The organism is Paenibacillus sp. 10L310, assembly GCF_056395745.1.
Window position 1 is genome coordinate 222,318 of sequence record NZ_JBFTKC010000006.1, and the last position, 25,817, is coordinate 248,134.

General features: G+C 47.0%; 21 protein-coding genes. 19 read left to right on the top strand and 2 right to left on the bottom strand.

Translation table 11 applies throughout. The annotated features are described in order from the left end of the window. Positions 1-57: 57 nt before the first annotated feature. The gene (locus AC1DE7_RS16355) at positions 58-417 is read left to right on the top strand and encodes a DUF5665 domain-containing protein (protein ID WP_017687319.1); all 360 of its coding nucleotides are present in this window, start codon (positions 58-60) and stop codon (positions 415-417) included. A gap of 38 nt (positions 418-455) precedes the next feature. On the opposite strand, the gene AC1DE7_RS16360 is transcribed toward AC1DE7_RS16355, so the two are convergent. Continuing rightward, positions 456-1,193 (bottom strand): TraR/DksA C4-type zinc finger protein, encoded by a 738-nt coding sequence (locus AC1DE7_RS16360; RefSeq protein WP_076250774.1) that lies wholly within the window; start codon positions 1,191-1,193, stop codon positions 456-458. 221 nt (positions 1,194-1,414) lie between these two features. Here AC1DE7_RS16360 and lspA point away from each other — a divergent pair, with 221 nt between their 5' ends. The 8 genes from lspA to AC1DE7_RS16400 all read left to right on the top strand — a co-directional run bounded on the left by lspA (position 1,415) and on the right by AC1DE7_RS16400 (position 7,933). After that, positions 1,415-1,909 (top strand): signal peptidase II, encoded by a 495-nt coding sequence (lspA, locus tag AC1DE7_RS16365; protein ID WP_017687321.1) that lies wholly within the window; start codon positions 1,415-1,417, stop codon positions 1,907-1,909. Continuing rightward, positions 1,902-2,864 (top strand): RluA family pseudouridine synthase, encoded by a 963-nt coding sequence (locus tag AC1DE7_RS16370; protein ID WP_371129030.1) that lies wholly within the window; start codon positions 1,902-1,904, stop codon positions 2,862-2,864. Before lspA ends, AC1DE7_RS16370 begins: the two co-directional genes overlap by 8 nt. A 110-nt stretch (positions 2,865-2,974) precedes the next feature. Further along, positions 2,975-4,228: an LL-diaminopimelate aminotransferase gene (locus AC1DE7_RS16375; protein WP_076250778.1), complete on the top strand. Its 1,254-nt coding sequence runs from the start codon at positions 2,975-2,977 to the stop codon at positions 4,226-4,228. Positions 4,229-4,431: 203 nt separating this feature from the next. After that, entirely contained in the window at positions 4,432-5,322 is an 891-nt protein-coding gene (locus AC1DE7_RS16380) for a decaprenyl-phosphate phosphoribosyltransferase (protein ID WP_074096975.1), read from the top strand. Positions 5,323-5,340: 18 nt separating this feature from the next. Then, positions 5,341-5,973: an HAD-IB family hydrolase gene (locus AC1DE7_RS16385; RefSeq protein WP_036614827.1), complete on the top strand. Its 633-nt coding sequence runs from the start codon at positions 5,341-5,343 to the stop codon at positions 5,971-5,973. Positions 5,974-5,999: 26 nt separating this feature from the next. Further along, positions 6,000-6,290, top strand: coding sequence for an EamA family transporter (locus tag AC1DE7_RS16390; RefSeq protein WP_197997836.1), 291 nt, complete (start codon positions 6,000-6,002; stop codon positions 6,288-6,290). Then, complete coding sequence (locus AC1DE7_RS16395; RefSeq protein WP_477534802.1) at positions 6,277-6,597, top strand: EamA family transporter; 321 nt, start codon at positions 6,277-6,279, stop codon at positions 6,595-6,597. The genes AC1DE7_RS16390 and AC1DE7_RS16395 overlap by 14 nt, the downstream gene beginning before the upstream one ends. 31 nt (positions 6,598-6,628) lie before the next feature. Next, on the top strand, positions 6,629-7,933 hold the full coding sequence (locus AC1DE7_RS16400) for a DUF6080 domain-containing protein (RefSeq protein WP_477534803.1): 1,305 nt from the start codon (positions 6,629-6,631) through the stop codon (positions 7,931-7,933). A gap of 98 nt (positions 7,934-8,031) precedes the next feature. On the opposite strand, the gene AC1DE7_RS16405 is transcribed toward AC1DE7_RS16400, so the two are convergent. Then, positions 8,032-10,707: a YhgE/Pip domain-containing protein gene (locus tag AC1DE7_RS16405; RefSeq protein WP_477534804.1), complete on the bottom strand. Its 2,676-nt coding sequence runs from the start codon at positions 10,705-10,707 to the stop codon at positions 8,032-8,034. Between the two features lie 711 nt (positions 10,708-11,418). Between AC1DE7_RS16405 and pyrR the strand changes: the two genes are divergently transcribed. The 10 genes from pyrR to AC1DE7_RS16455 all read left to right on the top strand — a co-directional run bounded on the left by pyrR (position 11,419) and on the right by AC1DE7_RS16455 (position 25,817). After that, entirely contained in the window at positions 11,419-11,982 is a 564-nt protein-coding gene (gene pyrR, locus AC1DE7_RS16410; RefSeq protein WP_477534805.1) for a bifunctional pyr operon transcriptional regulator/uracil phosphoribosyltransferase PyrR, read from the top strand. Then, a complete protein-coding gene (locus AC1DE7_RS16415) occupies positions 11,982-12,893 on the top strand; it encodes an aspartate carbamoyltransferase catalytic subunit (protein WP_127550745.1) in 912 nt (303 codons plus the stop codon). Before pyrR ends, AC1DE7_RS16415 begins: the two co-directional genes overlap by 1 nt. A 126-nt stretch (positions 12,894-13,019) precedes the next feature. Further along, positions 13,020-14,324, top strand: coding sequence for a dihydroorotase (locus AC1DE7_RS16420; RefSeq protein ID WP_477534806.1), 1,305 nt, complete (start codon positions 13,020-13,022; stop codon positions 14,322-14,324). Positions 14,325-14,759: 435 nt separating this feature from the next. After that, entirely contained in the window at positions 14,760-15,902 is a 1,143-nt protein-coding gene (gene carA / locus AC1DE7_RS16425) for a glutamine-hydrolyzing carbamoyl-phosphate synthase small subunit (RefSeq protein ID WP_017687333.1), read from the top strand. Position 15,903: 1 nt separating this feature from the next. After that, entirely contained in the window at positions 15,904-19,122 is a 3,219-nt protein-coding gene (carB, locus tag AC1DE7_RS16430; protein WP_036614808.1) for a carbamoyl-phosphate synthase large subunit, read from the top strand. Between the two features lie 103 nt (positions 19,123-19,225). Beyond that, entirely contained in the window at positions 19,226-19,966 is a 741-nt protein-coding gene (pyrF, locus tag AC1DE7_RS16435; protein ID WP_477534807.1) for an orotidine-5'-phosphate decarboxylase, read from the top strand. Then, on the top strand, positions 19,963-20,604 hold the full coding sequence (gene pyrE, locus AC1DE7_RS16440; RefSeq protein ID WP_036674850.1) for an orotate phosphoribosyltransferase: 642 nt from the start codon (positions 19,963-19,965) through the stop codon (positions 20,602-20,604). Before pyrF ends, pyrE begins: the two co-directional genes overlap by 4 nt. A 272-nt stretch (positions 20,605-20,876) precedes the next feature. Next, on the top strand, positions 20,877-21,824 hold the full coding sequence (locus tag AC1DE7_RS16445) for an ABC transporter ATP-binding protein (protein WP_076250788.1): 948 nt from the start codon (positions 20,877-20,879) through the stop codon (positions 21,822-21,824). After that, complete coding sequence (locus AC1DE7_RS16450; protein WP_477534808.1) at positions 21,787-22,896, top strand: efflux RND transporter periplasmic adaptor subunit; 1,110 nt, start codon at positions 21,787-21,789, stop codon at positions 22,894-22,896. The genes AC1DE7_RS16445 and AC1DE7_RS16450 overlap by 38 nt, the downstream gene beginning before the upstream one ends. Then, positions 22,896-25,817 carry an ABC transporter permease gene (locus AC1DE7_RS16455; RefSeq protein WP_127550752.1) on the top strand — a complete coding sequence of 974 codons (2,922 nt, stop codon included), beginning with the start codon at positions 22,896-22,898 and terminating at the stop codon, positions 25,815-25,817. The genes AC1DE7_RS16450 and AC1DE7_RS16455 overlap by 1 nt, the downstream gene beginning before the upstream one ends.

A 25,817-nucleotide genomic window follows, 5' to 3' on the forward strand; every position in this document is an offset into this window, starting at 1 on the left:
AAGGCAATGATTCTATAGTGCAGTCAATCTATATTGATCAAAGGAACTGACCAAAACATGAGCGAACATGACAAGCAAACCGCATCCACTTCACAACAATCAACATCAGATAATCTCAATTCCCATGACAAAATTGAAGAGTTACATACCCTGACGAACCGTCTGGCGAATGAACTGGAACGTTCACGAATAGCGCAATACACAGAATTGCTGAACAGACCATGGAAATTGATTGGACTTAACCTGTTGTCTGGAGCCGCACGAGGTGTGGGGATTGCGATTGGGTTTACCTTTTTCGCAGCAACGATCATTTACGTTTTGCAGCTACTTGGGGCGCTCAATCTTCCCATTGTTGGAGATTACATCGCTGATATTGTGCGCATTGTCCAGCGCCAACTTGATATGAACACATACTAAGCGATTAAGCGAAAAAAGCAAATGATATCAAAATGCAATTAATACGTGTCATCCGTCTCCATATCCGGTTCTAACAGACCCTCGCCCTCACGGTTCTCCAGGTACTGGCGATATTGCCGATTGCGCACGATGGAGACGTCATGACCATAGATGTCCGTGGCAACAAAGCTTTCGTACGCTTCAACGCAGCCTTCCACTTCATCGGTGGCTTCAATCGCCATAACATCATAGCTGTCGATATCGCGTCCTTCAGCCATGGCTGGTGAGTTCGATGTGCCCCAGCTTTCAACAATCTGCCAGGTGTCTTCACCATCGAAGCCATTTTGATCATCACGCTCGTCCAGACTGGTTCGACCAAATGCCGGGGCAAGGAATTCTTCCTCTACAGGGCGGTTCTCAGAGACAACAGTTTCTGGTTGATGTTTTTTGCAGTATTTGGTGTAGGGGACAGCTTCCATGCGTTCATAAGGGATGGGTTGCTGGCAGACCGCACATGTACCGTAATGTCCTTCTTCGATGGAGTGCAGTGCAGAATCGATTCGTTCCAATTGGAATTCATCATGTTCCAGTAGGGAAATATCTTTCTCGCGTTCATACACCTCCGTAGCTATGTCTCCAGGATGATTATCAATTGGTGATAATTCACCTGTCTGTAGTTTAAGGGAATCTCCAAGGCCATAATGCTCGTTTTCCGAAAGTCTATGTTCAATATCGCGCTTATCGGACATCAGTTGGGAACGTAGAAATTGTAGCTGTTCGTTAGTAAAATGTGACATGATTTTCCCCTTTCTGCTTTCATGCTGAAATCCGGATTTTGACTCTATTGTAGGATGTGCCATTGAGGGCAAGATTACAGAAGGGAAATGTTATCGTTTTTGCCATAAGCATTGCGATGTAGCGCGTCGTGGACGATTTCCAAACAGCTGTGCTACAATAAACAAGTCTGGCGTAAGCCTGGTATCGTTTGGAAAAGACAAGAACGGAGTGACAAACAAACGTGGTGTATTATATCCTCGCTTTTATCGTATTTTTATTGGATCAGGGAACCAAGTATCTGATTGCAACGCGGATGGAACTCAGAGAAGAAATTCCGGTCATTGGCAATTTCTTTGTCATCACATCACATCGTAACTCAGGAGCAGCATTTGGCATTCTGCAAGACCAGCGTTGGTTCTTTATCGTGGTTACGTTGATTGTGGTCGTTGCCTTGATTTGGTATTTGCAAAAGGTAAAAGATACCCCGCACAAATTGCTGCCTGTGGCGCTTAGTTTGGTGCTTGGTGGAGCAATTGGCAACTTCCTTGACCGGGCATTGACCGGAGAAGTTGTAGATTTTGTACAACTTAATTTTGGAAGTTATACGTTTCCCATTTTTAACATCGCCGATTCGGCAATCTGCATCGGTGTAGGGTTGATCATAGTGGAGACATTGCTTGAAGGACGGCGCGAAAAAGCAGCCGCGAAGATTGAAGGGAATGAACATCATGAGTAATCCGAATAAGGAACAGATTAACGACGAAGAACTAATGAATGGCAATGAACGTATGGAATGGACCGTTGCCGCTGAACATAAAAAAGAACGAATTGACAAATATATTACGGAAGCCGTGGATAACGTATCTCGCTCCCAAGTTCAATTGTGGATCGGAGACGGAATGGTTACGGTAAATGGTGCTGTAGTCAAAGCCAATGCCAAGTTATCCGAAGGGGATCTGGTTGAGTTACAGATTCCAGAACCAGCTGCTGTGGAGATCATTGCCGAAGATATTCCGCTGGAAGTGGTATATGAAGATAGCGACCTGATCGTGATCAACAAACAGCGTGGTCTTGTGGTGCATCCGGCACCAGGACACACGTCGGGTACCCTCGTTAATGCACTTATGCATCACTGCAAAGACCTCTCGGGTATTAATGGGGAGTTGCGTCCTGGTATTGTGCATCGTATCGATAAGGATACATCCGGCCTGATCATGGCTGCCAAGAACGATCGTGCTCATGCATCACTGGCTGCTCAGTTGAAGGAACATACGGTGAATAGACGGTATATTGCGCTTGTTCATGGTCATCTTAATCATGATCAAGGTACCATTGATGCACCGATTGGACGGGATACCAATGACCGCAAAATGTATACGGTCACAGAACGTAACAGTAAACATGCCGTTACGCATTTTACCGTTACAGAGCGGATTAATGATTACACCTTGCTGGAATTGAAACTGGAGACAGGACGTACTCACCAGATTCGGGTTCACATGAAATTTATTGGTCACCCGCTTGTAGGAGATCCAACTTATGGACGGAATAAAGGCATCAAAATGCAAGGACAGGCTCTTCATGCGGCCATTCTTGGATTTGTGCATCCAACAACGGGAGAATACCTTGAATTTTCAGCTCCGATTCCGCAAGATATGGAAGACGTGCTCGCCTCGCTACGCAGTCGTTAACAGCTCCAAGAAAGTACAAATGTTCGGATACTTTGTCCATGGCTTTGATCACGCAAATGCTTCATATTAAAGTGTAGAAATTTGCGTCAAATGAGGAGATGAACAACGTTATGAGTATCGATAAATACCAAGAAACTTACATTCAGACTAATTTTGCCGACCGTATCGGTGGCTCCAACTATGGTAAAGACACGAACATTTATAAATTCGAGAAAATCAAACGTGCCAAAGCTTCGGCCAAAAAAGATTTTCCCGATGTGGAACTGATTGACCTTGGTGTAGGTGAACCGGACGAAATGGCTGATGCAGGCATTGTAGCTGCACTTGCAGAAGAAGCTTCCAGACCTGAGAACCGTGGTTATGCCGACAATGGTATTCCTGAATTCAAAGCTGCTGCTGCTTCCTACCTGAAAAACGTATTCAACGTAGAAGGTATCGATGCAGATACTGAGATCGTGCACTCCATTGGTTCAAAACCGGCTTTGGCGATGATGCCTTCATGCTTCATCAATCCGGGTGATGTGACGATCATGACCGTTCCAGGTTACCCGGTTATGGGTACACATACGAAGTATCTGGGTGGAGAAGTGTTCAACATCCAGTTGACGAAAGAGAACAACTTCTTGCCTGATCTGACGGCTATCCCGGAAGACATCGCAAAACGTGCGAAGTTGCTCTACCTGAACTATCCGAACAACCCAACAGGCGCAAGCGCGACGGTGGAGTTCTTCACTGAAGTCGTTGAATGGGCTAAGAAATATAATGTTGTGGTTGTACATGATGCTCCATATGCAGCATTGACGTATGATGGCAAAAAACCGTTCAGCTTTCTCTCGGTACCTGGTGCTAAGGATGTCGGCGTAGAGCTGCACTCTCTGTCCAAGTCCTACAACATGACAGGTTGGAGAATCGGATTTGTAGCGGGTAACCCGCTTGTAGTCAAAGCATTCAGCGACGTGAAGGACAACAATGACTCCGGTCAGTTCATCGCGATTCAAAAGGCTGCTGCTTATGGATTGAATCACCCTGAAATTACGGAAAAAATTGCAGAGAAATATTCTCGCCGTCATGACATGCTCGTTGCCGCATTGAACGATTTGGGCTTCCAGGCTGAAAAACCTAAAGGTTCATTCTTCCTGTATGTAGAAGCACCAAAAGGTGTGGTTGGCGGACGTCGCTTCGAATCAGGCGAAGATTTCTCCCAATTCCTGATCCGGGAGAAACTGATCTCATCCGTACCTTGGGATGATGCGGGTAACTTCGTTCGTTTCTCCGTAACCTTTGAAGCGAAGGGTGAAGAGGAAGAGAAACGTGTTATTGCTGAGATCAAACGTCGTCTGAGCGACGTACAATTTGAATTTTAATCGCATTACCCAATAGTTCAATCATGTACTAACGAAGAGACCGGAAACGGTCTCTTTTTTTATGCCCATATTAGAATTTTTTCATTTACTCCCTTTACAAAATTATACAAGCAACATATGATTAGATCTTTACGTTATTTGTTATATACAGAAGTTGTTGTTGAAGGGAGTTATTACAATTGTTATCATCACGAACAAGTACGGTGTCCTCACCGGCTACAGGAACAGGCAGTACAGTGTCAGGATTAATCAGATTGTTAAGACCCAAACAGTGGACTAAAAATCTGCTGTTATTTGCTGCGTTACTATTCTCTTTTGAGGAGATTCGGACTGAAACCATTCTTGCGACGTTGCTTGGTTTTATTCTATTTAGCCTTGTTGCAGGCTGTGTTTATATTTTGAATGACTTTGTAGACCGGGACAGGGATCGACAGCATCCGGTGAAAAAGTATCGTCCTATGGCTTCTGGGCAGGTGAATCCGAGTCATGCTTTGTTGTTTGGCATTATTCTATTAATCCTTTCCGTAGGAACGGCCTTCATGATGAACCCTCTATTCGGGGTGTTATGTATCGTCTATTTCCTGTTGAATGTATCGTATTCATTTGTGCTGAAACATCTTGTTATCCTGGATATGATGACCATTGCAGCCGGCTTTGTACTTCGTGCCATTGCAGGGGGTGTGCTGATCCATGTGCCATTCACGCCGTGGTTTTTGATCTGTACCATGCTGTTGTCGTTATTTCTGGCCATTGGCAAACGGAGAAATGAACTTACGTTGCTTGAAGGAAATACGGGATCACACCGTAAGGTTTTGGATAACTACTCCATTACGTTACTGGATCAATTCAATACGATTGTGACGACAGCTACAATTATCAGTTATTCCCTGTTTACATTCACTTCAGATCGTACCATTCATCTCATGTGGACGATTCCATTGGTCATTTACGGCATGTTCCGTTACCTGTATCTGATCCACATGAAGAACCAGGGAGGTTCGCCCGATCGTGTGCTGTTTGAGGACAAGCCTATATTAATTACGGTTATGTTGTATGTGATAAGTGTTGTTACAATCTTTGCAATCTTTGAATAAAGGCTGAGGGGGATCAGGGTGAAAAGCACGAAAGTCGCAATTTTTGATATTGATAAAACGATCATACGCAGTGATTCCATGTTTCAATTTGTGCATTACGGTGTTCGCCGTTACCCGTGGCAGGTATGGAGATTACCTGTCATTGCATTACATACCGTGTTATTCAAGGCAGGTTTCATGACGGTTGAACAAGTCAAACGATCCTACTTTCAAGAAATTGAGCGTATGTCTGAAAAAGATCTCGAACATTTCTTTGATACTCGCTTGCGTACGTCCATTTTTGCCGAGGCTAGTGTAGAGATGCAACATCGCAAAGAAGCAGGGTATCATGTCTTGCTAGTAACTGCATCTCCGCATGCCTATATGAAATACTTTAATAATTTTCCCTGGGTGGATCATGTAATTGGAACTGAACTTGTCCGTCATGAGAATGGTTACACATGCAGAGTTGATGGTAGCAACTGCAAAGGGGAAGAGAAGGTACGCCGAATTCAGGCTTATCTGAGTGAGAAGAATATGGTCATTGATTATGACCAGTCATGTTCCTACTCGGACTCCTTATCCGACCTTCCAGTCATGCAACTTGTAAGTCAACGATACTTTATTAACAAGCGTGTTCCGGACATGGAGGCATTAACGTGGGGGAAATAAAATCGCGTCATACTGGTAAATGGTTGATGCTCGTTTCCGCTTTTCTGACAGCAACGGGTCAATTGTTTTGGAAATGGGGACTAACCGAGTGGATTTACCTGGGTGTTGGTTTTCTGTGTTATGGACTTGGAGCGATTTTGATGATTAAAGCTTTTGCTCTGGAAAAACTCTCTGTTGCTTATCCTCTGATGTGTGCCAGCTACGTATTTGCCTTAATCTATGGGTATTTTTTGCTTGGGGAAGAAATTACGGTGCAAAAGCTGGCAGCAGTTGTGTTGCTTGGAATCGGGGTGACATTAACCAGTGTTGATCGATAGCTGGATGATTGCCGTATTAATCGTCATGACGATGTGCGGTGCATTGGGCGGGGCCGGATTGAAAGCTTATGCATCCAGTCGCAATCGTCTGCATGTACTCATGGGACTTGGATTCTACGGAACTGGTGCGTTGCTGAATATTGTATTGCTGAAGTTTCTTCCATTAACCGTAGTGTTGCCTGCGAACGCATTAACATATGTGTGGACTCTTATCATAGCTCGGCTGGTATTTAAAGAGACAGTGGGCCCTTTACGCTGGATAGGTGTGGCATGTATTATGGGTGGCTTACTATTACTGGTATTTTAGAACTTAATTAATCAGGATGTGAAATGAAAGCATGAACTTTTTAGATCACTTATTTTATAATCGCAGAGCCAACTGGACAGCCTTTTACCTGTTTGCGGGATTTGCTCTGTTCTATGGTTTAATGAACGGCTCTTATGTTCTGTACATTGAAAATAATGCAGAGATGCTTGGGGCGTATAGCCCATTTAATACGACGCTGTTTCCAATTAATTTATTCAACTTTGATCCTTCAATGTATTATGGGGACAACAGTTCTTCCGTGATCCATCCGCTGATTTCCTTTCTCGCAGTCACCCTTGCGGCTGTAGCGAAACTTCTGGGAGGCAACTGGTTCTTTCTAATTTTGCAATCGCTGGTGAATGCGGGTTCGGTGGTGCTGGCGTATCTGTTCCTGAGTCAAAAAGAAGATAAACCGACCATCGTACCGCTGCTGTTTGCCTTACTGTTTGGTTTCAGTTCATACCTGATGTATACCGCGTTGATCCCGGATTCGTATCCTTATGTACAGTTCGTTATTCTGTTGTCGGTGGTTTACATGCAGTATACTCGTGAGCGTCAGGACGTACGTTATGTACCCAATGCATTGCTTGCATCGATTAACTTTGGACTAACCTCGACCAATATCGTACCATTTGCTGCTGCCACATTCTTTAATATGAATACATGGCGCAATAAGGCGAATTTGAAAAAATACATCGGCATCATGGCACTGGCGGTTCTGATCATCGTCGTATTAACTGGCATTCAGTATGTTGCCTTTGGGGGCCGTAGCTGGGTTAGTAACTGGCTGTTGGGCATTCAAAATGGTGGAACAAGCTATGCAACACCATTCCAGTTCGCTGTTCATTGGAAAGCATTGAACATGTTAACCATTAATCCGATGCTGACACCGAAGATGCATTTACTGGACCCGGGCATGGCAGCCTTTGTTACGGATCTATCACGTTCCAATCCAATCTATGTGCAGATGACAGGTATCTTTGTTTTACTACTGGCATTCATGGGCTTCATTAAGGGCATTCGTGAACGTGAAGTGTGGACCATTGTGCCATATATTCTGTTTGCCTTTTTGCTTCATGTCGTCGTGGGCTTTGGTCTGGCTGTATTTCAATATGATATGTACCTGTATGCGGGACATTATCTGTTTGCGTTCTTCCTGTTGGGTGGAGGTTTCGTCATCAGCCTTCGTCCGGGATTGGGGAAAAAAGTGGTTATAGGCTTGATCATGTTATGTGTTATCGTTACGGCAAGTAACAACATCTATCGCCATGTAGAAACATTAACAACAATCAAACAATCCTATAATCAGTTGGAACAGGAACGCTCAGTGAAATAGTCAAATAGTAAATGTATCGATTCATATAATGAAACGAGAAAAGGCCATTGGATGTAAAGTCCAATGGCCTTTTCTTAATTAGTGTTGAGCAAAATGAGTTAAGCAATAATTTTGGTCTTCTTGGCATTCTCGGCTGAACGTTTGGTGAGACTGCTGAGTGGACGTTTCAAAGCGAGAGCAACAATGAGACTCAGCGCGATGAACATACACAACCACAGAATATCCTTGATGGCAGTAGACCACAATATGCCGCCGACCGACTCACGCAGCAGACTGATCGCATACGTGAAGGGCATGAACGGATTCAATGCTTGGAAAAAGGGTGATGTCATGCTGATTGGGAACGTACCGCCGGAGCTGGAGAACTGGAACACCATGAAGATAATGGCGATCCCTTTTCCGATATTTCCAAATACGGACAGCAGGGTGTACGTTATGGTGACAAATACGGCACTCACCAGCATGGCAAACAGGACAAACCACAGTTTATCTGCAACATAGGTACCCAGGATTAAGATATCTCCCAGGGTGACACATATCGCCTGAAGTAACCCAATGGTCAGAAAAGTAGCGAGACGTCCAAGATACAATTCATATCCCCGGAACTTGCTCCCTGGATTCTCAGCTTCGGCACGAAGCAGAGAAATCAACAGTGTTGAGCCAACCCACAAGGACAGCACGCCATAAAATGGTGACATGGCCGATCCATAATTCGGAATCGGATAAAGCTGTTGTTCTTTGATTTGCACGGGACTCGAAAGGAAAGCACTCTCTTCTTCAATATCGCCGCGCAAAAGTTTGGCGAGCTCCGCAAACTGGTTATTACCTTCGACCTCCCGAAGTTTGTCAGCAGCCTTGCTGATGGCACTTTCCAATGCTGGCAGATCATCACGTACAAGCGCGGCAACACGGTGAACTCCTTTTTCGACCTCCGGCAGCTGATTCTGTACAAAATCGGATGCCTTGCCTATCTGTTTCTCGGCAGTAGGCAGATCATTACGAACAAAATCAGCTGCTTCGTTCAGTTTGTTTCCCAGCTTGGGTAGATCGTTTCGAATTAATGAAGAAACTGTGTTCAGAGCTTGGATAAAACCTTCACTTTTGTTCGCGAGTGTCTCTGATATCTGATGGATCTTAGATTGTATTTGAGGCAGTTCGCTCTGGATTTTTGTCAACTCTGCCTGCCCAAACGTAATTCCTTCTTTGGCTGATGCAAGAATGTCCGCAATATCCGGAATACGATCTTTTGCTCCTTGCAGAGTTTCTGCTGAAGTGGAGAGGGTAGACCTGAGCTTATCCGCACCAGCTGCAAGTGCAGGCGATATTTCACTTTCATAGGTGTTTAAGATATTGCCAATCCCGCTGCTGATGTCCTTCGAGAGAGTATTTAACTGAGCGATGACGTCTGTTGGTGGAGTTGTATTACGACGCATGGCATCACTGATGATGCCAGCCAAGCGGATCTGCAACTGAAGTTTATCTGAAACGGAGTTCAGTTGTGTGATTTTATCGGCAAGTGGTTGGCTTGGAAGCAAGTTATTGATGTTGCCCAGTAGTTCTGCCATACTGTCCACGAGTTTTACCGCAACCCCTAAACGTGAAGCAATCCGGTCGAGATCTTCTACTGTAGGAAGGTTATTAAGATCCGAATTTTGCAATTGTGCAAATACGTCTCCTGTAGCGTTAGTAATCTGCTGCACCAGCAGCAGATTTTGGCGGATCGTCGGGCCAATTGTCTGAAACGCTTCTTCACTGGAATCCACGAACTGATTTAATCCCTCTGCAAGCTCAATCCCGTTGCCAGCGATTTGTGATACTTTGTCCAAACCTTGCTCTGCTGCCGTTACGATAGACAGAGCTTTGTTGGTTTTATCCAGCGCCGTTTGGATGACATCTGATACCTGGCTAAAGTTTTCATCCACTTCTCGAATGCGTTCTACCGCTTTTTGTATATCCGGTATCCGCTCTTGAATAGCCAGCACTTCGGAAGCCGCATCATTAATTTGTGGCCAATACTCCTGCACCTTGAGCACATACTGTGCTGCTTCATTGATTTCAGGCAGTTTTTTCTCGATTTCAACGATCTTTTGAGCATCTTTTACAATCTCGGGCATGGCTTTTTCTACTTCCAGAACCTTTTGACCTGCGGCTTGAATAGCCGGAAGATTTTTCTCCAGCGTAAAAATGCCATTCTCCATTTTGCGTAATGTTGGAAGCTGGGAATTAATCTCAACCCCGGCTTCATTCAGCTTGGTCAGAACGGCCTCACTGACGGCTTCAGTGAAATTTTCATTGATTTGTGTTGTTATGGCAGATACACCAGAGCCTGTGATTTTAGGAGCAATGGCATTCACCTTCTCATTGACGGTATAGATTACTTCCGGTCGCTCCAGCTTCCCATTAACGATGCCTGTAATTTTGGATGAAAAGTCCCCCGGAATGAGCAGGCTTGCATAATACTCTCCAGTTTGCACACCCCGATTAGCCTCAGCCTGGTCCACAAAAGTCCAGCCCAGCTTTTCGTTGTGTTTGAGGCTGGATACCAGTTCGTCTCCGATATTAACATGGGTTCCTTCAACAGTCGCACCCTCGTCCTCAGTTGTCACCGCAATTTTGATCCCCTGGGTATTACTGTATGGGTCCCAGACGGACTTCACGTTGACCCAGTCATACACCCCGGGCAGTAGAATAATAGCCACAATTAGAAATATACCTGTGGGAACCTTCAGAATATGCAACCAGTCTGTTTTGTAAACGTGCCAAATGTGACGCATGACTTCCTCCTAAATGTACATAAATGTAGGGATTAACTTATTTCTATGACTCATATTTGTGAATCGTATGTATATCGGCATTATTGCAGTATCTTATAATCGGTTCATGTTTATAAACTGTACCCATTTCACTTGGTACTAATTCAGAGCCTTCATATATTGCGTAAAATGAAACTCACTGTCTGTTCTAAAAAGAAGTGTTTTGTCTCTACTTGAGTATAGTCAGAGGTTTATTTTGGTTATATCAAATTTCTCATTTGCCTATGGATAAATATGCAGAAATGTTGTATAATTATGAATAACCAATGAGATGTATTGTGCATGGATGTTTTTCAGCCTAACTGCTGATTCTAAGAAGAACGTAGCAGAGGGTTTTCACCTGCGATGGTGAGGTGTTGACAGGGGGTTGTCTTTCTGTCATAATTCATGAAGACAAACGGACATATTGATTACAGAACCCTGTGAGGTTCTGCAATATGAACGACATGAATAGCACCTTTAAATCAGTCCCGTGAGACTGGCAAGGTAACGTGAACGATACATCGTTTTTTTGCTGCGGCAAATGAAGCGATGCATCCCCGAGAGTAAACTTTCTTCAGAGCGGTCTGAAGTTCGGAGACTCCTTGCCAATAAACACGGCAAGGAGTCTTTTTTTTTTCTCCTCGTCACGGGGCCATGATGCTGAAGGGAAATCCTGAGGAGGCTGAACGCATGAGCACAGAGACACATGTCATTATGGATGAGACGGCGATCCGCCGCGCATTAACACGGATTGCCCATGAGATATTGGAGAAAAACAAAGGAATCGACGATTGTGTGTTGGTTGGTATCCGTACACGCGGGGTTTACCTGGCAGAACGGATTGCCGCCAAGATTGAAGAAATCGAAGGCGCCAAAGTCCCCTGGGGAGAACTGGATGTGACTCCTTACCGCGATGACCGCTTGGAGGAAAATAAAGCGAATCGCAAGGAAATGTTGATTATGACACCTGAATCACTTTCGATCCATAACAAAAAAGTGATTTTGTTCGATGATGTGCTCTATACCGGACGGACGATTCGCGCAGCGATGGATGCCCTGATGGACTGTGGAAGACCGCAGAACATTCAGCTGGCTGTACTCGCAGACCGCGGACACCGGGAACTTCCGATTCGACCTGATTTTATCGGCAAGAATGTGCCGACTTCCAAATCAGAGGAGATCGAAGTTGCACTCATGGAAACGGACGGACAGGATGAAGTCAAAATCACTCAGAACCGGGGGGAGCAAGCATAATGATTACACAGACAGCATTGAGAGACCGAAGCTTGCTTGGACTGAAGGAACTTAGTCGAGGAGAAATCGAGTCCATTCTGAACAGAGCGGCTCACTGGGAAGCGCAGAAAGAGAAACTGGCTCCGGTACTGGAATCACGCTTCGTTGCAAACATGTTCTTCGAGAACAGCACACGTACCCGCTTCTCCTTCGAAATGGCAGAGAAACGCCTGGGCGCACAAGTATTGAACTTTACAGCAGCCGCATCCAGTGTGGAAAAAGGAGAGTCCATCTACGATACGGTACGAACACTTGAGTCGATGGGCATTGATGCAGGCGTGATCCGGTTGAAACCGGCAGGCGTTCTGCAACAACTGGCTCAGAAAGTGAATGTACCACTCGTGAACGCCGGAGATGGCAACAATGAGCACCCCACACAGGCACTGCTGGATCTCTACACGATGAGGAAAACATTTGGCGAACTGAAGGGCTTGCGTGTCTCCATCATTGGTGACATCCTGCATAGCCGTGTAGCGCGTTCGAACCTGTGGGCACTGCAAAAGTTTGGTGCAGATGTACGCTTCTGTGCTCCGCAAACGATGCAGGCACCGGAACTCGCAGAGCATGCTCCTTATGTCGGTCTTGAAGAAGCGCTGGATGCAGATGTAGTCATGATGCTTCGTGTTCAACTGGAACGTCATCAACATGGCTTAATTACTTCAGCTGAGGATTATCGCGAACACTACGGATTGACGGAAGAACGGGCATCACGCCTAAAACCAAGCACCATTATCATGCACCCTGCTCCAGTGAATCGCAACGTCGAGGTAGATGACGCGGTTGTGGAAAGTGAAGCATCCCGGATCTTCCCGCAGATGGCAAACGGCGTTCCAATCCGCATGGCGGTTATGGAACGTGCGATGAAACTGTAACAGGGTCTGGCTGTGGGTCATAGGCTGACGGTACGGTAGTTCTTATAGAGCAATAAGAGAGTACACGATAAAGAAAATCATCCGGCTTGCCTGGTAAGCCGGACAGAACCGAAGCGGAGGGCAATTATGCTACAGATTATAAAAAACGCAAACGTCTTGAACCAACAAGGGGAACTTGAACGGAAAACCATCATTATAGATGAAGGTAAAATTAAAAAGATCGCTGGTCTGGAAGACCAAGCCGTTCTGGATGCCGAAAAGTCAGCGCAAAGTGTGACAGACGCATCAGGCAAACTGGTCATTCCGGGATTGATCGATATGCACGTGCATCTGCGTGAACCTGGATTCGAACACAAAGAGACGATCGAGACAGGTGCCCGTTCAGCAGCACAAGGTGGTTTTACAACAATCGCTTGCATGCCGAACACGAGACCAGTTACAGATACAGCGGAAGTTGTGAAACTGGTATTGGATAAAGCCAAAGAAGCTGATCTGGTTAAAGTGTTGCCTTATGCAGCCATTACAAAAAATGAACTGGGTCGTGAACTTACCGATTTTGCCGCATTAAAAAAAGCAGGCGCTATTGGATTCACAGATGACGGTGTAGGCGTACAAAACGCTCAAATGATGAAAGATGCCATGAGCCTCGCGGCAAGCATGGATATGCCCGTGATCGCACACTGTGAAGATGACTCACTGGTTGTTGGTGGATATGTGACAGAAGGTGAGTTTTCGAAACGTCACGGCATCAAAGGGATTCCGAATGAATCCGAAGCCATCCACGTTGGCCGTGATATCTTGCTCGCAGAAGCAACAGGAGTTCACTACCATGTCTGTCACGTAAGTACAGAGCAATCAGTTCGTCTGATTCGTCTAGCGAAGTCCATCGGCATTAAAGTAACTGCTGAGGTATGTCCACACCATCTGGTGTTGTCGGATGAAGATATCCCGGGCATGGACGCCAACTGGAAAATGAACCCGCCGCTGCGCTCACCACGCGATGTGCAGGCTTGTATCGAAGGTTTGCTGGACGGCACGCTGGACATGATCGTAACTGATCACGCGCCACACAGTGAAGAAGAGAAAGCCAAAGGCATGGAGCTGGCACCTTTCGGAATCGTAGGATTCGAAACAGCCTTCCCGCTGCTGTACACCAAGTTTGTGGAAACAGGACTGTGGAGCTTGGAATTCCTGGTGAAACGCATGACAGCTGATCCGGCACGTGTATTCCGACTGGATACAGGCAAACTGGAAGAGGGAGCACCAGCCGATATCACGATGATTGACCTGAACGAGGAAAAAGCAGTTGATCCTGCAACGTTTGCAACCAAAGGAAGAAACACACCATTCACAGGCTGGAAGCTGAAAGGCTGGGCCACACAAACATGGGTGGATGGCAAAAGCGTGTGGAATAACACGGTACAACAGTAAAACGGTAACTTAGCAAATTAATAAAACAGTAATTCTATATCTTTAACTCTTTAAATCAGTAACAGTAATTATTAACTTTTTTAAAACAACAAATCTTTTTAACTCTAAAACTAATCTATAACTTTTACACCAGTAACATCTTTTCAACTAACTCGAGGCAAATCATGCCGAGAGTCTAACATACGAAACAAGCAAAGTTGAATGTCATGATTTTGAACTTGGACACCAACGTAACTGCGGAGCGGACAGAAAAGACCCGAAGAAGCAAAGCGTTCGCCTTTATCACCGGATTACATCATTTGAAAAATGATAAAAAGTAATCCGGGGATAACAGCGATCAAAGGGTTTTCTGCCCACGGAGCCGCACAATCGTAACGTCCCCCATGTTCAACCCCAATGCATTCAACGTTGATAAACACAGAGGAGTGAAATGGGATGCAGGCACAGGCAAGATTATTGTTGGAAGACGGCACACTGTTCACCGGGAAAGCATTTGGTGCTGAAGGTGAAACTACAGGTGAGGTCGTTTTTAATACGGGAATTACAGGCTATCAAGAGGTGCTTTCGGATCCTTCCTATTGCGGTCAAATCGTGACCATGACGTATCCGCTGATCGGAAACTACGGCATTACGCGTGATGACTTTGAGTCGATTCGTCCATACGTACACGGTTTCGTTGTGCGTCGTCATGAGCCAACGCCAAGCAACTGGCGTGCGGAATATAGCGTAGACAATCTGCTCAAGGAATACGGCATCGTAGGAATCAGCGAAATTGATACACGCATGTTGACTCGCCGGATTCGTCACCACGGCACAATGAAGGGAATTCTCACAACAGGATCGAAGCCTGTGGAAGAACTGCTGGAGATGATGGGAGACACCACCATTGCTGAGCTGCGTAACCAGGTGCCAATGACTTCTACAGAGCATGTCTACAACAGCCCGGGAACGGCTGAGCGTATTGTGCTCGTGGATTATGGTGCTAAAACAGGAATTTTGCGCGAACTCAGCAAACGTGACTGTGACGTAGTTGTTGTTCCACACGATGTAACAGCAGACGAGATTCGTCGCCTGAACCCGGACGGCATTCAACTGTCCAACGGCCCTGGGGACCCGAAAGACGTACCTCACGCGGTTAACATGATCAGTGAACTGCTTGGCGAATACCCGATCTTCGGCATCTGCTTGGGTCACCAGTTGTTCGCACTTGCAGCAGGAGCAGACACCGAAAAGCTCAAGTTTGGACATCGCGGAGGAAACCACCCGGTGAAAGAACTGGAGAGCGGACGTTGTTTCATCACATCCCAGAACCATGGATTTACTGTAAACGAAGAGTCTGTGAAGAGCACGGACCTGGAAGTTACACATATCAACAATAACGATAAGACCATTGAAGGTCTGAAACATAAATCATTCCCGGCATTCTCGGTTCAATATCACCCTGAAGCAGCCCCGGGTCCTTACGACAACAGCTATCTGTTCGACCGCTTCATCGAGATGATTCGCGAGCACAAGATCACTAACCCGCAAAAGCCGCGTCAAGCCGTATTGGCAGCCGCAGTGAAAGGAGCACAATAACATGCCGATTAACAAAGATCTCAAAAAAATCCTGGTGATTGGTTCCGGTCCAATCGTCATCGGTCAAGCGGCCGAGTTCGACTATGCCGGTACACAAGCTTGCCAGGCTCTGAAAGAAGAAGGCGTGGAAGTTGTACTTATCAACAGCAACCCGGCGACCATTATGACGGATACAAACATGGCTGACAAAGTATACATCGAGCCTATCACACTGGATTTTGTGACCCAAATCATTCGTCAAGAGCGTCCAGACGGTTTGTTGCCAACACTGGGTGGTCAAACAGGTCTGAACATGGCTGTAGAGCTGGCTCGTGCTGGCGTGCTGGAACGTGAAAATGTGAAATTGCTCGGAACACAGTTGACATCCATCGAGAAAGCGGAAGATCGTGATCTGTTCCGTGACCTGATGCGTGAATTGGAACAACCTGTACCAGAGAGTGTCATCGTAACGACACTTGAAGAGTCACTTGAATTTGCGAATGAGATTGGTTATCCAATCATCGTGCGTCCAGCCTATACACTGGGCGGAACAGGCGGCGGAATCTGTGCGAACGAAGAAGAGCTGCGCGAGACGGTGGCAGCGGGAATTCGTTACAGCCCGATTGGGCAATGTCTGGTCGAGAAGAGCATTGCAGGTATGAAAGAAGTCGAGTATGAGGTTATGCGAGACAAAAACGATAACTGTATCGTTGTCTGCAACATGGAAAACTTTGACCCGGTAGGTATTCATACAGGTGACAGTATCGTCGTAGCACCAAGCCAAACATTGTCGGACCGTGAATATCAAATGTTGCGTTCAGCTTCCCTGAAAATCATCCGTGCCCTGAACATCGAGGGTGGATGTAACGTACAGTTTGCACTGGACCCACACAGCTTCCAATACTATGTTATCGAAGTAAATCCACGGGTAAGCCGTTCATCGGCTCTGGCTTCCAAAGCAACGGGTTATCCGATTGCAAAAATGGCTGCCAAAATTGCCATGGGTTACACGTTGGATGAAATCGTGAACCCGGTAACAGGCCAAACGTATGCTTGCTTTGAGCCTACACTGGATTACATCGTGAGCAAAATCCCACGCTGGCCGTTCGACAAGTTCATCTCGGCGAACCGTAAACTGGGAACTCAGATGAAAGCAACAGGCGAAGTAATGGCTATTGGCCGGACATTCGAAGAGTCGATTCACAAAGCAGTTCGTTCCCTGGAAATTGGCGTACATCGCCTCTACCTGAAGGATGCCGAAACGCTGGACGAAGCGACCTTGAACGAACGTCTGATCAAAGCAGATGATGAGCGTATCTTCCTGATTGCCGAAGCATTCCGCAGAGGTTATACGTTGCAACAGCTGCAGGATCTGACCAAGATTGACTGGTGGTTCCTGGACAAAATCGAAGGTCTGATCGCATTTGAAGATCGCATTCGCGAAGAATCCGAATTGTCTTCCGACATTCTGTATCAAGCGAAACGCCTTGGATTCACAGACCGTGCCATTGCTGAACTGCGTGCGCAAGGTCAACCAGGAGGCACATTAACAACTGAAGCGGAAGTTAGAACTCGTCGGGAAGCAGAGAACCTGCGCCCAGTGTACAAAATGGTAGATACATGTGCGGCTGAGTTTGAAGCAACAACGCCATATTACTACTCAACTTACGAGACAGAGAATGAAGTTATCCCTTCAGACAAGAAAAAAGTTGTGGTGCTGGGTTCAGGACCAATCCGGATCGGTCAAGGGATCGAGTTCGACTACTCAACTGTACACGCAGTATGGGCATTGCAAAAAGCAGGCTATGAAGCAGTCATTATCAACAATAACCCGGAGACGGTGTCTACGGACTTTAATACATCGGATCGCCTGTACTTTGAACCGCTCTTCTTCGAAGATGTCATGAACGTGATCGAACAGGAGAAGCCAGTAGGAGTTATCGTACAGTTCGGTGGTCAAACAGCCATCAACCTGGCAGCACCATTGCGTAATGCAGGTGTAACGATTCTCGGAACCGATCTGGAAAGCATCGATGAGGCGGAGGACCGTAAGAAGTTCGAACGTCTGCTCTCCCGTCTGGAGATTGCACAGCCAAAAGGTAAAACAGTCATTTCCGTTGATGATGCGGTAGAAACAGCTCAAAGTCTGGGCTACCCGGTACTGGTTCGTCCTTCCTATGTACTCGGCGGTCGTGCGATGGAGATTGTATACTCCGATGCTGAATTGCTGACATACATGGAACAGGCGGTTAAAATCAATCCGGAGCATCCGGTCCTGATCGACCGTTACATGATGGGGAAAGAAGTTGAGGTTGACGCCATCTGTGATGGTGAAACGGTATTGATTCCGGGAATCATGGAACATATCGAACGTGCAGGGGTTCACTCTGGTGACTCCATCGCGGTATATCCTCCTCAACATCTGTCCCAGGATTTGAAAGAGAAAATTGTAGAGATTACAATCAAAATTGCGAAAGAACTGAAAACGGTTGGTCTGGTCAACATCCAGTTTGTTATCCATGATGGCCAAGTGTACATTATCGAGGTGAACCCACGTTCATCCCGTACCGTACCATTCCTGAGTAAAGTAACCAACATTCCGATGGCAAACCTGGCAACACAAGCCATTCTGGGTGTGAAACTGAAAGATCTTGGTTATGTCGATGGACTGTGGCCTGAATCGGATCATGTATCTGTTAAAGTTCCGGTCTTCTCCTTCGCGAAGCTGCGTCGTGTAGAGCCAACCCTCGGACCTGAGATGAAGTCTACAGGTGAGGTTATGGGTCGTGACCCGAATTACGCTAAAGCGTTGTTCAAAGGTCTCATCGGCGCAGGAATGAAAATTCCGGCAACCGGAGCGATCGTAGTAACTGTAGCAGACAAAGACAAAGACGAAGCGGTTCCTTTGCTCGAAGGTTTCTACAGACTGGGTTACAAAATCATGGCTACCGGCGGAACAGCAGCTGCGCTTGAAGCAGCGAACATTCCGGTAACGACTGTGAACAAATTAAGTGAAGGTTCGCCGAACATTCTGGATATGATCCGTAGCGGCGAAGCAAACTTTGTCTTCAACACACTCACCAAAGGCAAAACACCGCAGCGTGATGGATTCCGTATCCGTCGTGAAGCGGTAGAAAACGGCATTGTATGTATGACTTCATTGGATACGATTCGTGCGCTGCTGATCATGCTGCAAACGATCAACTTCTCTTCGGAAGCAATGCCTGTCTTTGTAAAATAAATAACTCTCTGATGAAGGACATCAGTCAGCCTGCGGGCTGGCGGGATGTCCTTTATATCGGGCAAAAACGGAAAAAATGAGCAAGTGGAGGGGAGCGCTGGTGATGAATCAAGCGAGTTTCAATGAAATGGCTGGCCGTCTGATGGTGGCACTCGATTATCCTGGAGCGGAAGAAGCTCAAGAATTGGTACAAGCTCTTGAGGGCATTCCCTGTTATCTCAAGGTGGGTATGCAGCTGTTCTACGCAGCAGGACCTGACTTTATTCGGGAGCTGAAATCCAAAGGTTACTCCGTTTTTCTGGATGTGAAAATGCATGACATTCCCAACACCGTTCGTGGCGGAGCTGAGAGTATCACACGTCTGGGTGTAGACATGTTCAATGTGCATGCAGCGGGTGGAGCCCTTATGATGCGTGCTGCACGTGAAGGTGCTGAGGCAGCAATCGCTGCCGATCCTTCCCTTAGCAAGCCCGAGATCATTGCAGTCACCCAACTCACCAGTACAAGTCTGGAAACGATGAATAACGAGATTGGCATCCCGGGAAGTGTGGAAGCTGCTGTGGTCCGTTATGCAGGACTAGCCCAAGAGGCCGAACTGGATGGAGTTGTTGCTTCTCCACTGGAAGTGCCCGCAATTCGGGCAGCGTGTGGCAGTGCTTTTCATACCGTTACACCGGGAATTCGTCCAGCGGGTAGCGGTCTGGGAGATCAGACACGCGTCTTGACGCCAGGTGAAGCCATCGCCAGAGGCAGTCATTACATTGTTGTAGGCAGACCCATTACAGGCGCCCCCAATCCGCGTGAAGCGGTAGAAACCATTTTGAAGGAGATGTTGAACGCATGATCGAACTGAATGAGATTCCGAATCATATTGCTTCCCAACTTTTGAAAATCAAAGCCGTGGCGTTACGTCCGCAGCAGCCATTTACATGGACATCCGGCATCAAATCACCAATATACTGCGATAACCGCTTAACGATGTCCTATCCAGAGATTCGCAACGATATCGCTGAAGCCTTTGCAACGATTATTCGGAACCAATACCCGGATGCAGAAGTCATTGCAGGTACGGCAACCGCCGGTATCCCGCATGCTGCCTGGGTGGCTCAGAAGCTGAATCTGCCGATGGCCTACATTCGTGATAAAGCGAAAGGACACGGCAAGGAGAACCTGATCGAAGGTCTGATTACCGAAGGACAGAAAGTGGTTGTCATCGAAGATCTGATCTCTACAGGTGGAAGCTCGATCAAAGCAGCCGAAGCCGTACGTGTAGCAGGCGCAACACCTCTCGCCGTACTTGCCATTTTCAGCTACCAGCTGGATAAAGGTGTTAAAGCATTTGAAGATGCTGGAATTCCACTTCAGACGTTGTCCAATTACACGGCGCTGATGGATGTGGCTTTGGCTCAGGGAACGATTCAGGAGAGTGACTTTGAGTTGCTTAAATCCTGGCGTGAAGATCCTTCTTCATTTGGTAAATAATATCATTGATACCTCAAAAAAATGTTCAGGAATGAACGGTATCAAAATTGTAATGATTGCCGTCATAGCGGCAAAACCATCGAATATGCAAGAGGCATCCCGCACTTTGGGGTGCTTTTTTTGTTTGTTCATCAAAATATTAACTTTTTCTCTCTACCGTTGTAAAAAGCTTGTAACTTTTAGTTGTGATCGGTCGTTTATAATTCAGTGTAGGATGGAACAGATTTCTAATTTTAGGTTTTTTGAAGAAATGAACGGGATTTCAAGAAAGGATGAGCGTGATTGCTGGCATGAAGAATTTATTTCTCAGAAAAAGACCTGCCAAGAGCCAGTCAGGCGATGAACATCAACAGGGGGAAACACCGTTGGAGGCATCGACGGAGTCGGGGGAAAATACATACAACAATGAACACGATTACCCGACAAGTAAACCTCCGTTACCTGAAAGTGAAATCGCTTCAGATGAAGTGGCTGCAGCTGCTGTCACTACCGTTGATGAACCCCAGAAGAAGATCAAACCAAAGAAGGATATGCTGCCTCCATATGATGGACCTGTACTGGAGGTGCGTAACGTGCATCGCAGTTTCCAGACAGGCAGTCGCATTATCCATGTGCTCAAAGGCATTGATATGGAAGTGAATCCGCAACAACTGGTCATGCTGAAGGGGCGATCGGGCTCAGGCAAAACAACACTGCTGAATATGCTCGGTGGACTGGATCAGCCTTCAAGTGGAGACATTCTGTTCTCTGGTCAGCCTCTTCAGGATTGGGGAGACCGGCGGCGGACCGCTTTGCGGCGCAAAGAGATCGGTTTTATTTTCCAGGCGTATGCACTAATGCCCTTATTATCTGCTTGGGAAAATGTAGAACTGTCGCTGCGAATGGCGGACGTTCCGCGAGCGGAATGGAAGGACAGGGTTGGTCACTGTCTGGATCTGGTTGGATTATCCAAACGGGTGAAGCACCGACCTTTCGAGATGTCCGGGGGAGAGCAACAGCGGGTGGCTATAGCCAAGGCGATTGCCCATAGACCCAGATTGTTGCTTGCGGATGAGCCTACAGCGGAACTGGATTCCAAGATGGGCGCTCAGGTCATGGCCGTATTCCGCAATATTATTGAAGTAGAACAAGTAACAATATGTATGACTACACACGATCCTACAATTTTGGAGGTTGCGGACCATGTTTATGAAATGGCGGACGGCAGATTTATCAAGTAAAGGGGCCGCTCCGAAGAGGGGGAAACGCGCAGCGATTATTGTACTCGGTGCGATAATAGTTGCAACGATGTCCGGCTGCTCATTGCTGCCGTCAGAAACAGAGGAAGAAGTACTTCCGCCTATTACACCACCAACGATCTCCAAGAAACCGGAATATGAAGTCCGGACGGAAACGTTGGAGAAAAAAGTAAGTGGTAGCGGCAAGATGATGAGTCAGCGGGAAGAGAAGGTGTACTTCACGCTTGATGGCATGCATGTCAAAGAATTAAATGTTAAACCAGGGGATAAAGTGAAAAAGGGTCAACTTCTTGCTGTCCTCGATGTGGAGAGTGTAGAGAAGGAGATCCGTGGCAAGAAACTGGCTATTCGCAAATCCGAAGTTCAAATGAAGGAAACACTCCGCAAGAAGGATGAGATGGACCCGGTAGAGTTCGAAGAATCAACGATTGCGTTTGAAGAACTACGCCAGGAACTCGCTGATCTGGAGGAACAACTGGGCAAAGCCACGTTGACCGCTCCGTTTGGCGGCACCGTTATTGCTGTGCAGGTAGAGAAGGGTGCAACTGTGAAAGCGTATGATCCGATTGCTACGATTGCGGATACATCGAATCTGGTTGTGGCAGCTACCTTTGCCAAGGAAGATCTGGAGAAGTTCTCGGCCGGTATGAAGGCAGAAGTAGATATTAATGGAGCTGGTAAAGTCGCTGGCAAAATTAAAGTTATGCCTATCGCGGAAGCATCGGGAAGCGGCAGTGGCGAAGGGACGGGTGAAGGCGGTACGCCTCCAACCAAGGAAACGCTGGATAAGTATGTCATCGTCACACTTGCAAAAATGCCAAAAGGCGTCGAACGTGGCACACCACTATCGGTCTCGATTGTAACGCAGCGTACCGAGAACGCGATTGTGATTCCTGTATCCGCTTTACGCTCCATCGGTTCAAGAACGTATGTACAAGTGGTGGAGAGTGATGGCAGCAAGCGTGAAGTGGACGTTGAAGTTGGACAGCAGACATCGACAGATGTCGAGATTCTGAAAGGTCTGACCGTAGGTCAGAAAGTAGTGGGACGCTAATGGGGCTGCCATTGCTTCGGTTGCTGTTCCGCAAAATGTGGAACACGCGCTGGATGACCTTCAGCACACTGATCGGATTGATTGTGGCGGTAGCGTTCACCGTCAGTATTCCAATGTATGCCGATGGTGCGTTGAAACGGGTCGTCGCGCAAACGCTGCAGGATAACAGTGAAGGGTTGCCAGCCGGTTCGTTGCTGATGAGTTATCAGGCACCTGGTGGCGTGAAGACAGACACTCGGGGGCTGGATGAAGTAGATCGTTATATTCGTGAGGATGTCCCTCGCGACATCGGGTTTCCTTTTCATACTTATGTGAATTCGAGATCCATTCGCAGCACAGAAGTGAGCCCGGAAGATCCAACCAAAGTGGATGCCAGCAGGGCGCGCAGTATGAGTCTGGGCACGATGAGTGGACTGGATGCACAGGTGAATTACTCTGCCGGGGTGAAACCTGGAAACCAGGTCAAAGATGACACGATCGAGGCAGTCATGTTGGAAGAGGGTATGTACCGTAACGACCTGCATATCGGCGATATTCTGGAATATCCGGTGTATAGCGGTCTTGATATCACGTTACGTGTAAAGATTACGGGGTCCTTCAAGGCAGATGATCCGAACAGTCCTTACTGGGTACAAGGATTTGACGGCATGATGAATGGACTATATGTGGATGAATCGGTTTTTAATGATGTTTTACTGAAGGAAAAAGGGATTCCACTTCAAAATTCACGTTGGTATTATGCCTTTGATCTGAAAGAAATTCAAACCAGCCAGTTATCAGGTCTGACTTCCATGCTGGAAAGGCTGGATATCGATCTGTACCAGCGGCTGAAAGATACAAAAGTGGACATCACCTTTGGTGATCTGCTTAAGCAGTTCCGCAGTCAGAGTCTGCAACTGCAGACCATGTTGTTTACCTTGGCAGCACCGATGATTGCGATGGTCTTTTATTTTATTGCGATGAACGCCAGACAGTCATTACAGAAGCAAGAGAGTGATATTGCGGTATTGCGTAGCCGTGGAGCTTCAGCTCGGCAGATCTTCTCTCTTTACCTGCTTGAAGGTATATTCCTGGGCGTTATTGCGTTGATTATTGGACCGTTTCTCGGTTGGTTTATGGCCAAGAGTATTGGTTCAGCAAGTGGCTTTCTCTCGTTCGTAGATCGGAAGTCTATTCCGATCGGTGTATCAAAAGAAGCTATTCTCCTGGGAGTAGCAGCGGTCCTTGTAGCGATCATCGCATCACTTATCCCTGCGATAACTTATGCACGGGCAACCATTGTATCTGCCAAACGGCGGCAAGCACGAACAGACCGTGCTCCAGTATGGCAGCGCTGGTTCCTGGACGTTGTGTTGCTGGGTCTGGCTGGATATGGATACTACCTGTTCTATGAACGTCAGATGTTGACCTTCCAGACCGGAATGACAACCGATCAGTTGCAGGTACAGCCGTTTCTATTCTTTGTACCCGCACTCGCGATCTTTGCGCTTGGACTATTCTTCCTGCGCTTGTTCCCGTGGATATTAAAGCTTATTCAGTTGATCGGTCGCAAGTTTCTCCCGGTCCCGTTGTATCTGACATTAACGCAGTTATCGCGTTCATCTTCTTCATATTATCCGCTGATGATCCTCCTTGTACTGACACTGGGACTTGGGGTGTACAACTCGGCTGCAGCTCGGACGATTGATCTGAATTCCACTGAGCGTACCTTGTACCGTTATGGTTCTGATGTGATTATGCAGACTGTATGGGAAGGAACACCTGAGGTTAAACCCGGTGGTTCCGGACAGAACGGCGGTACGGGTGGAGGTCAACAAGGTGGCGGCAATGGAGGAGGAGGTTCTGCTGGTGGTGGTTCCGGCGGAGGCAATGGCGGTGGAGGTGCTCCAGGTGGTGGTGGCGGTTCTTCGCAGCCATCCAAAGTCATCTACTCCGAACCTCCATTTGAAGTGTTCCGCAGATTAGACGGGGTTGAACATGCAGCACGCGTGCTACAGACCAAAGGCAATATTATCGTCTCTGGTAAATCGGGCGGACAGGGGATGCTGGTCGGAATTGATAATGTGGACTTTGCTCAAGTGGCATGGTTCCGCAACGATCTGTTCCCGGCACATCCCTACAAGTACCTTGACTTGCTTGGTAAATATGAAGGGGCTGCATTGATCTCTTCCAAATTTGCTGACAAGTTCAAACTCAAAACTGGAGACCTCGTCTCCATGGGTGTACAGGGACAGGCGATTGAATTCGTCGTGTTTGGGATCATACCTTACTGGCCAGCGCAGTATCCGGATCAGATGCCATTTTTCGTGGCGAATCTGGATTATATCTATGATCAGGTGCCTTTGATTCCTTATGAGGTGTGGCTGAAAATGGAACCGGATGCCAAAGTGGCTCCACTAATGGAGAAACTTGCAGCAGAAGGCATTGAGTTATCATCTGTACGTGACGTCCGCACAGAATTGGTATCTCAGGCTAAACATCCGTCTCGAGGTGGCGTATTCGGGATACTGAGCCTTGGATTCCTGGTATCGGTTATTATTTCGTTGATCGGATACGTGCTGTACTGGTTCTTCAATTTGTCCGGGCGTGTTGTGCAGTTTGGTGTATTACGGGCCATGGGGTTATCCCGGGCACAACTAAGCGGCATGCTGCTGCTGGAGCAGGTGTTCACAGCAGGTCTATCGATCCTGCTAGGTATTGGGATTGGTCAGGTATCCAGTCGTTTATTCCTGCCATTCCTGCAAACGACGGATAATGTATCTGCTCAGGTACCTCCGTTCCGGATTGTGTTTGAACAGCAAGATATGTTGCAACTGTATGGGGTCACCGTAGTGATGCTGGTCATTGGTGCAACGATGTTGCTCTGGCAGATTCGCAGATTGCGAGTTCACCAGGCAGTCAAAATGGGAGAGGAGAGGTAA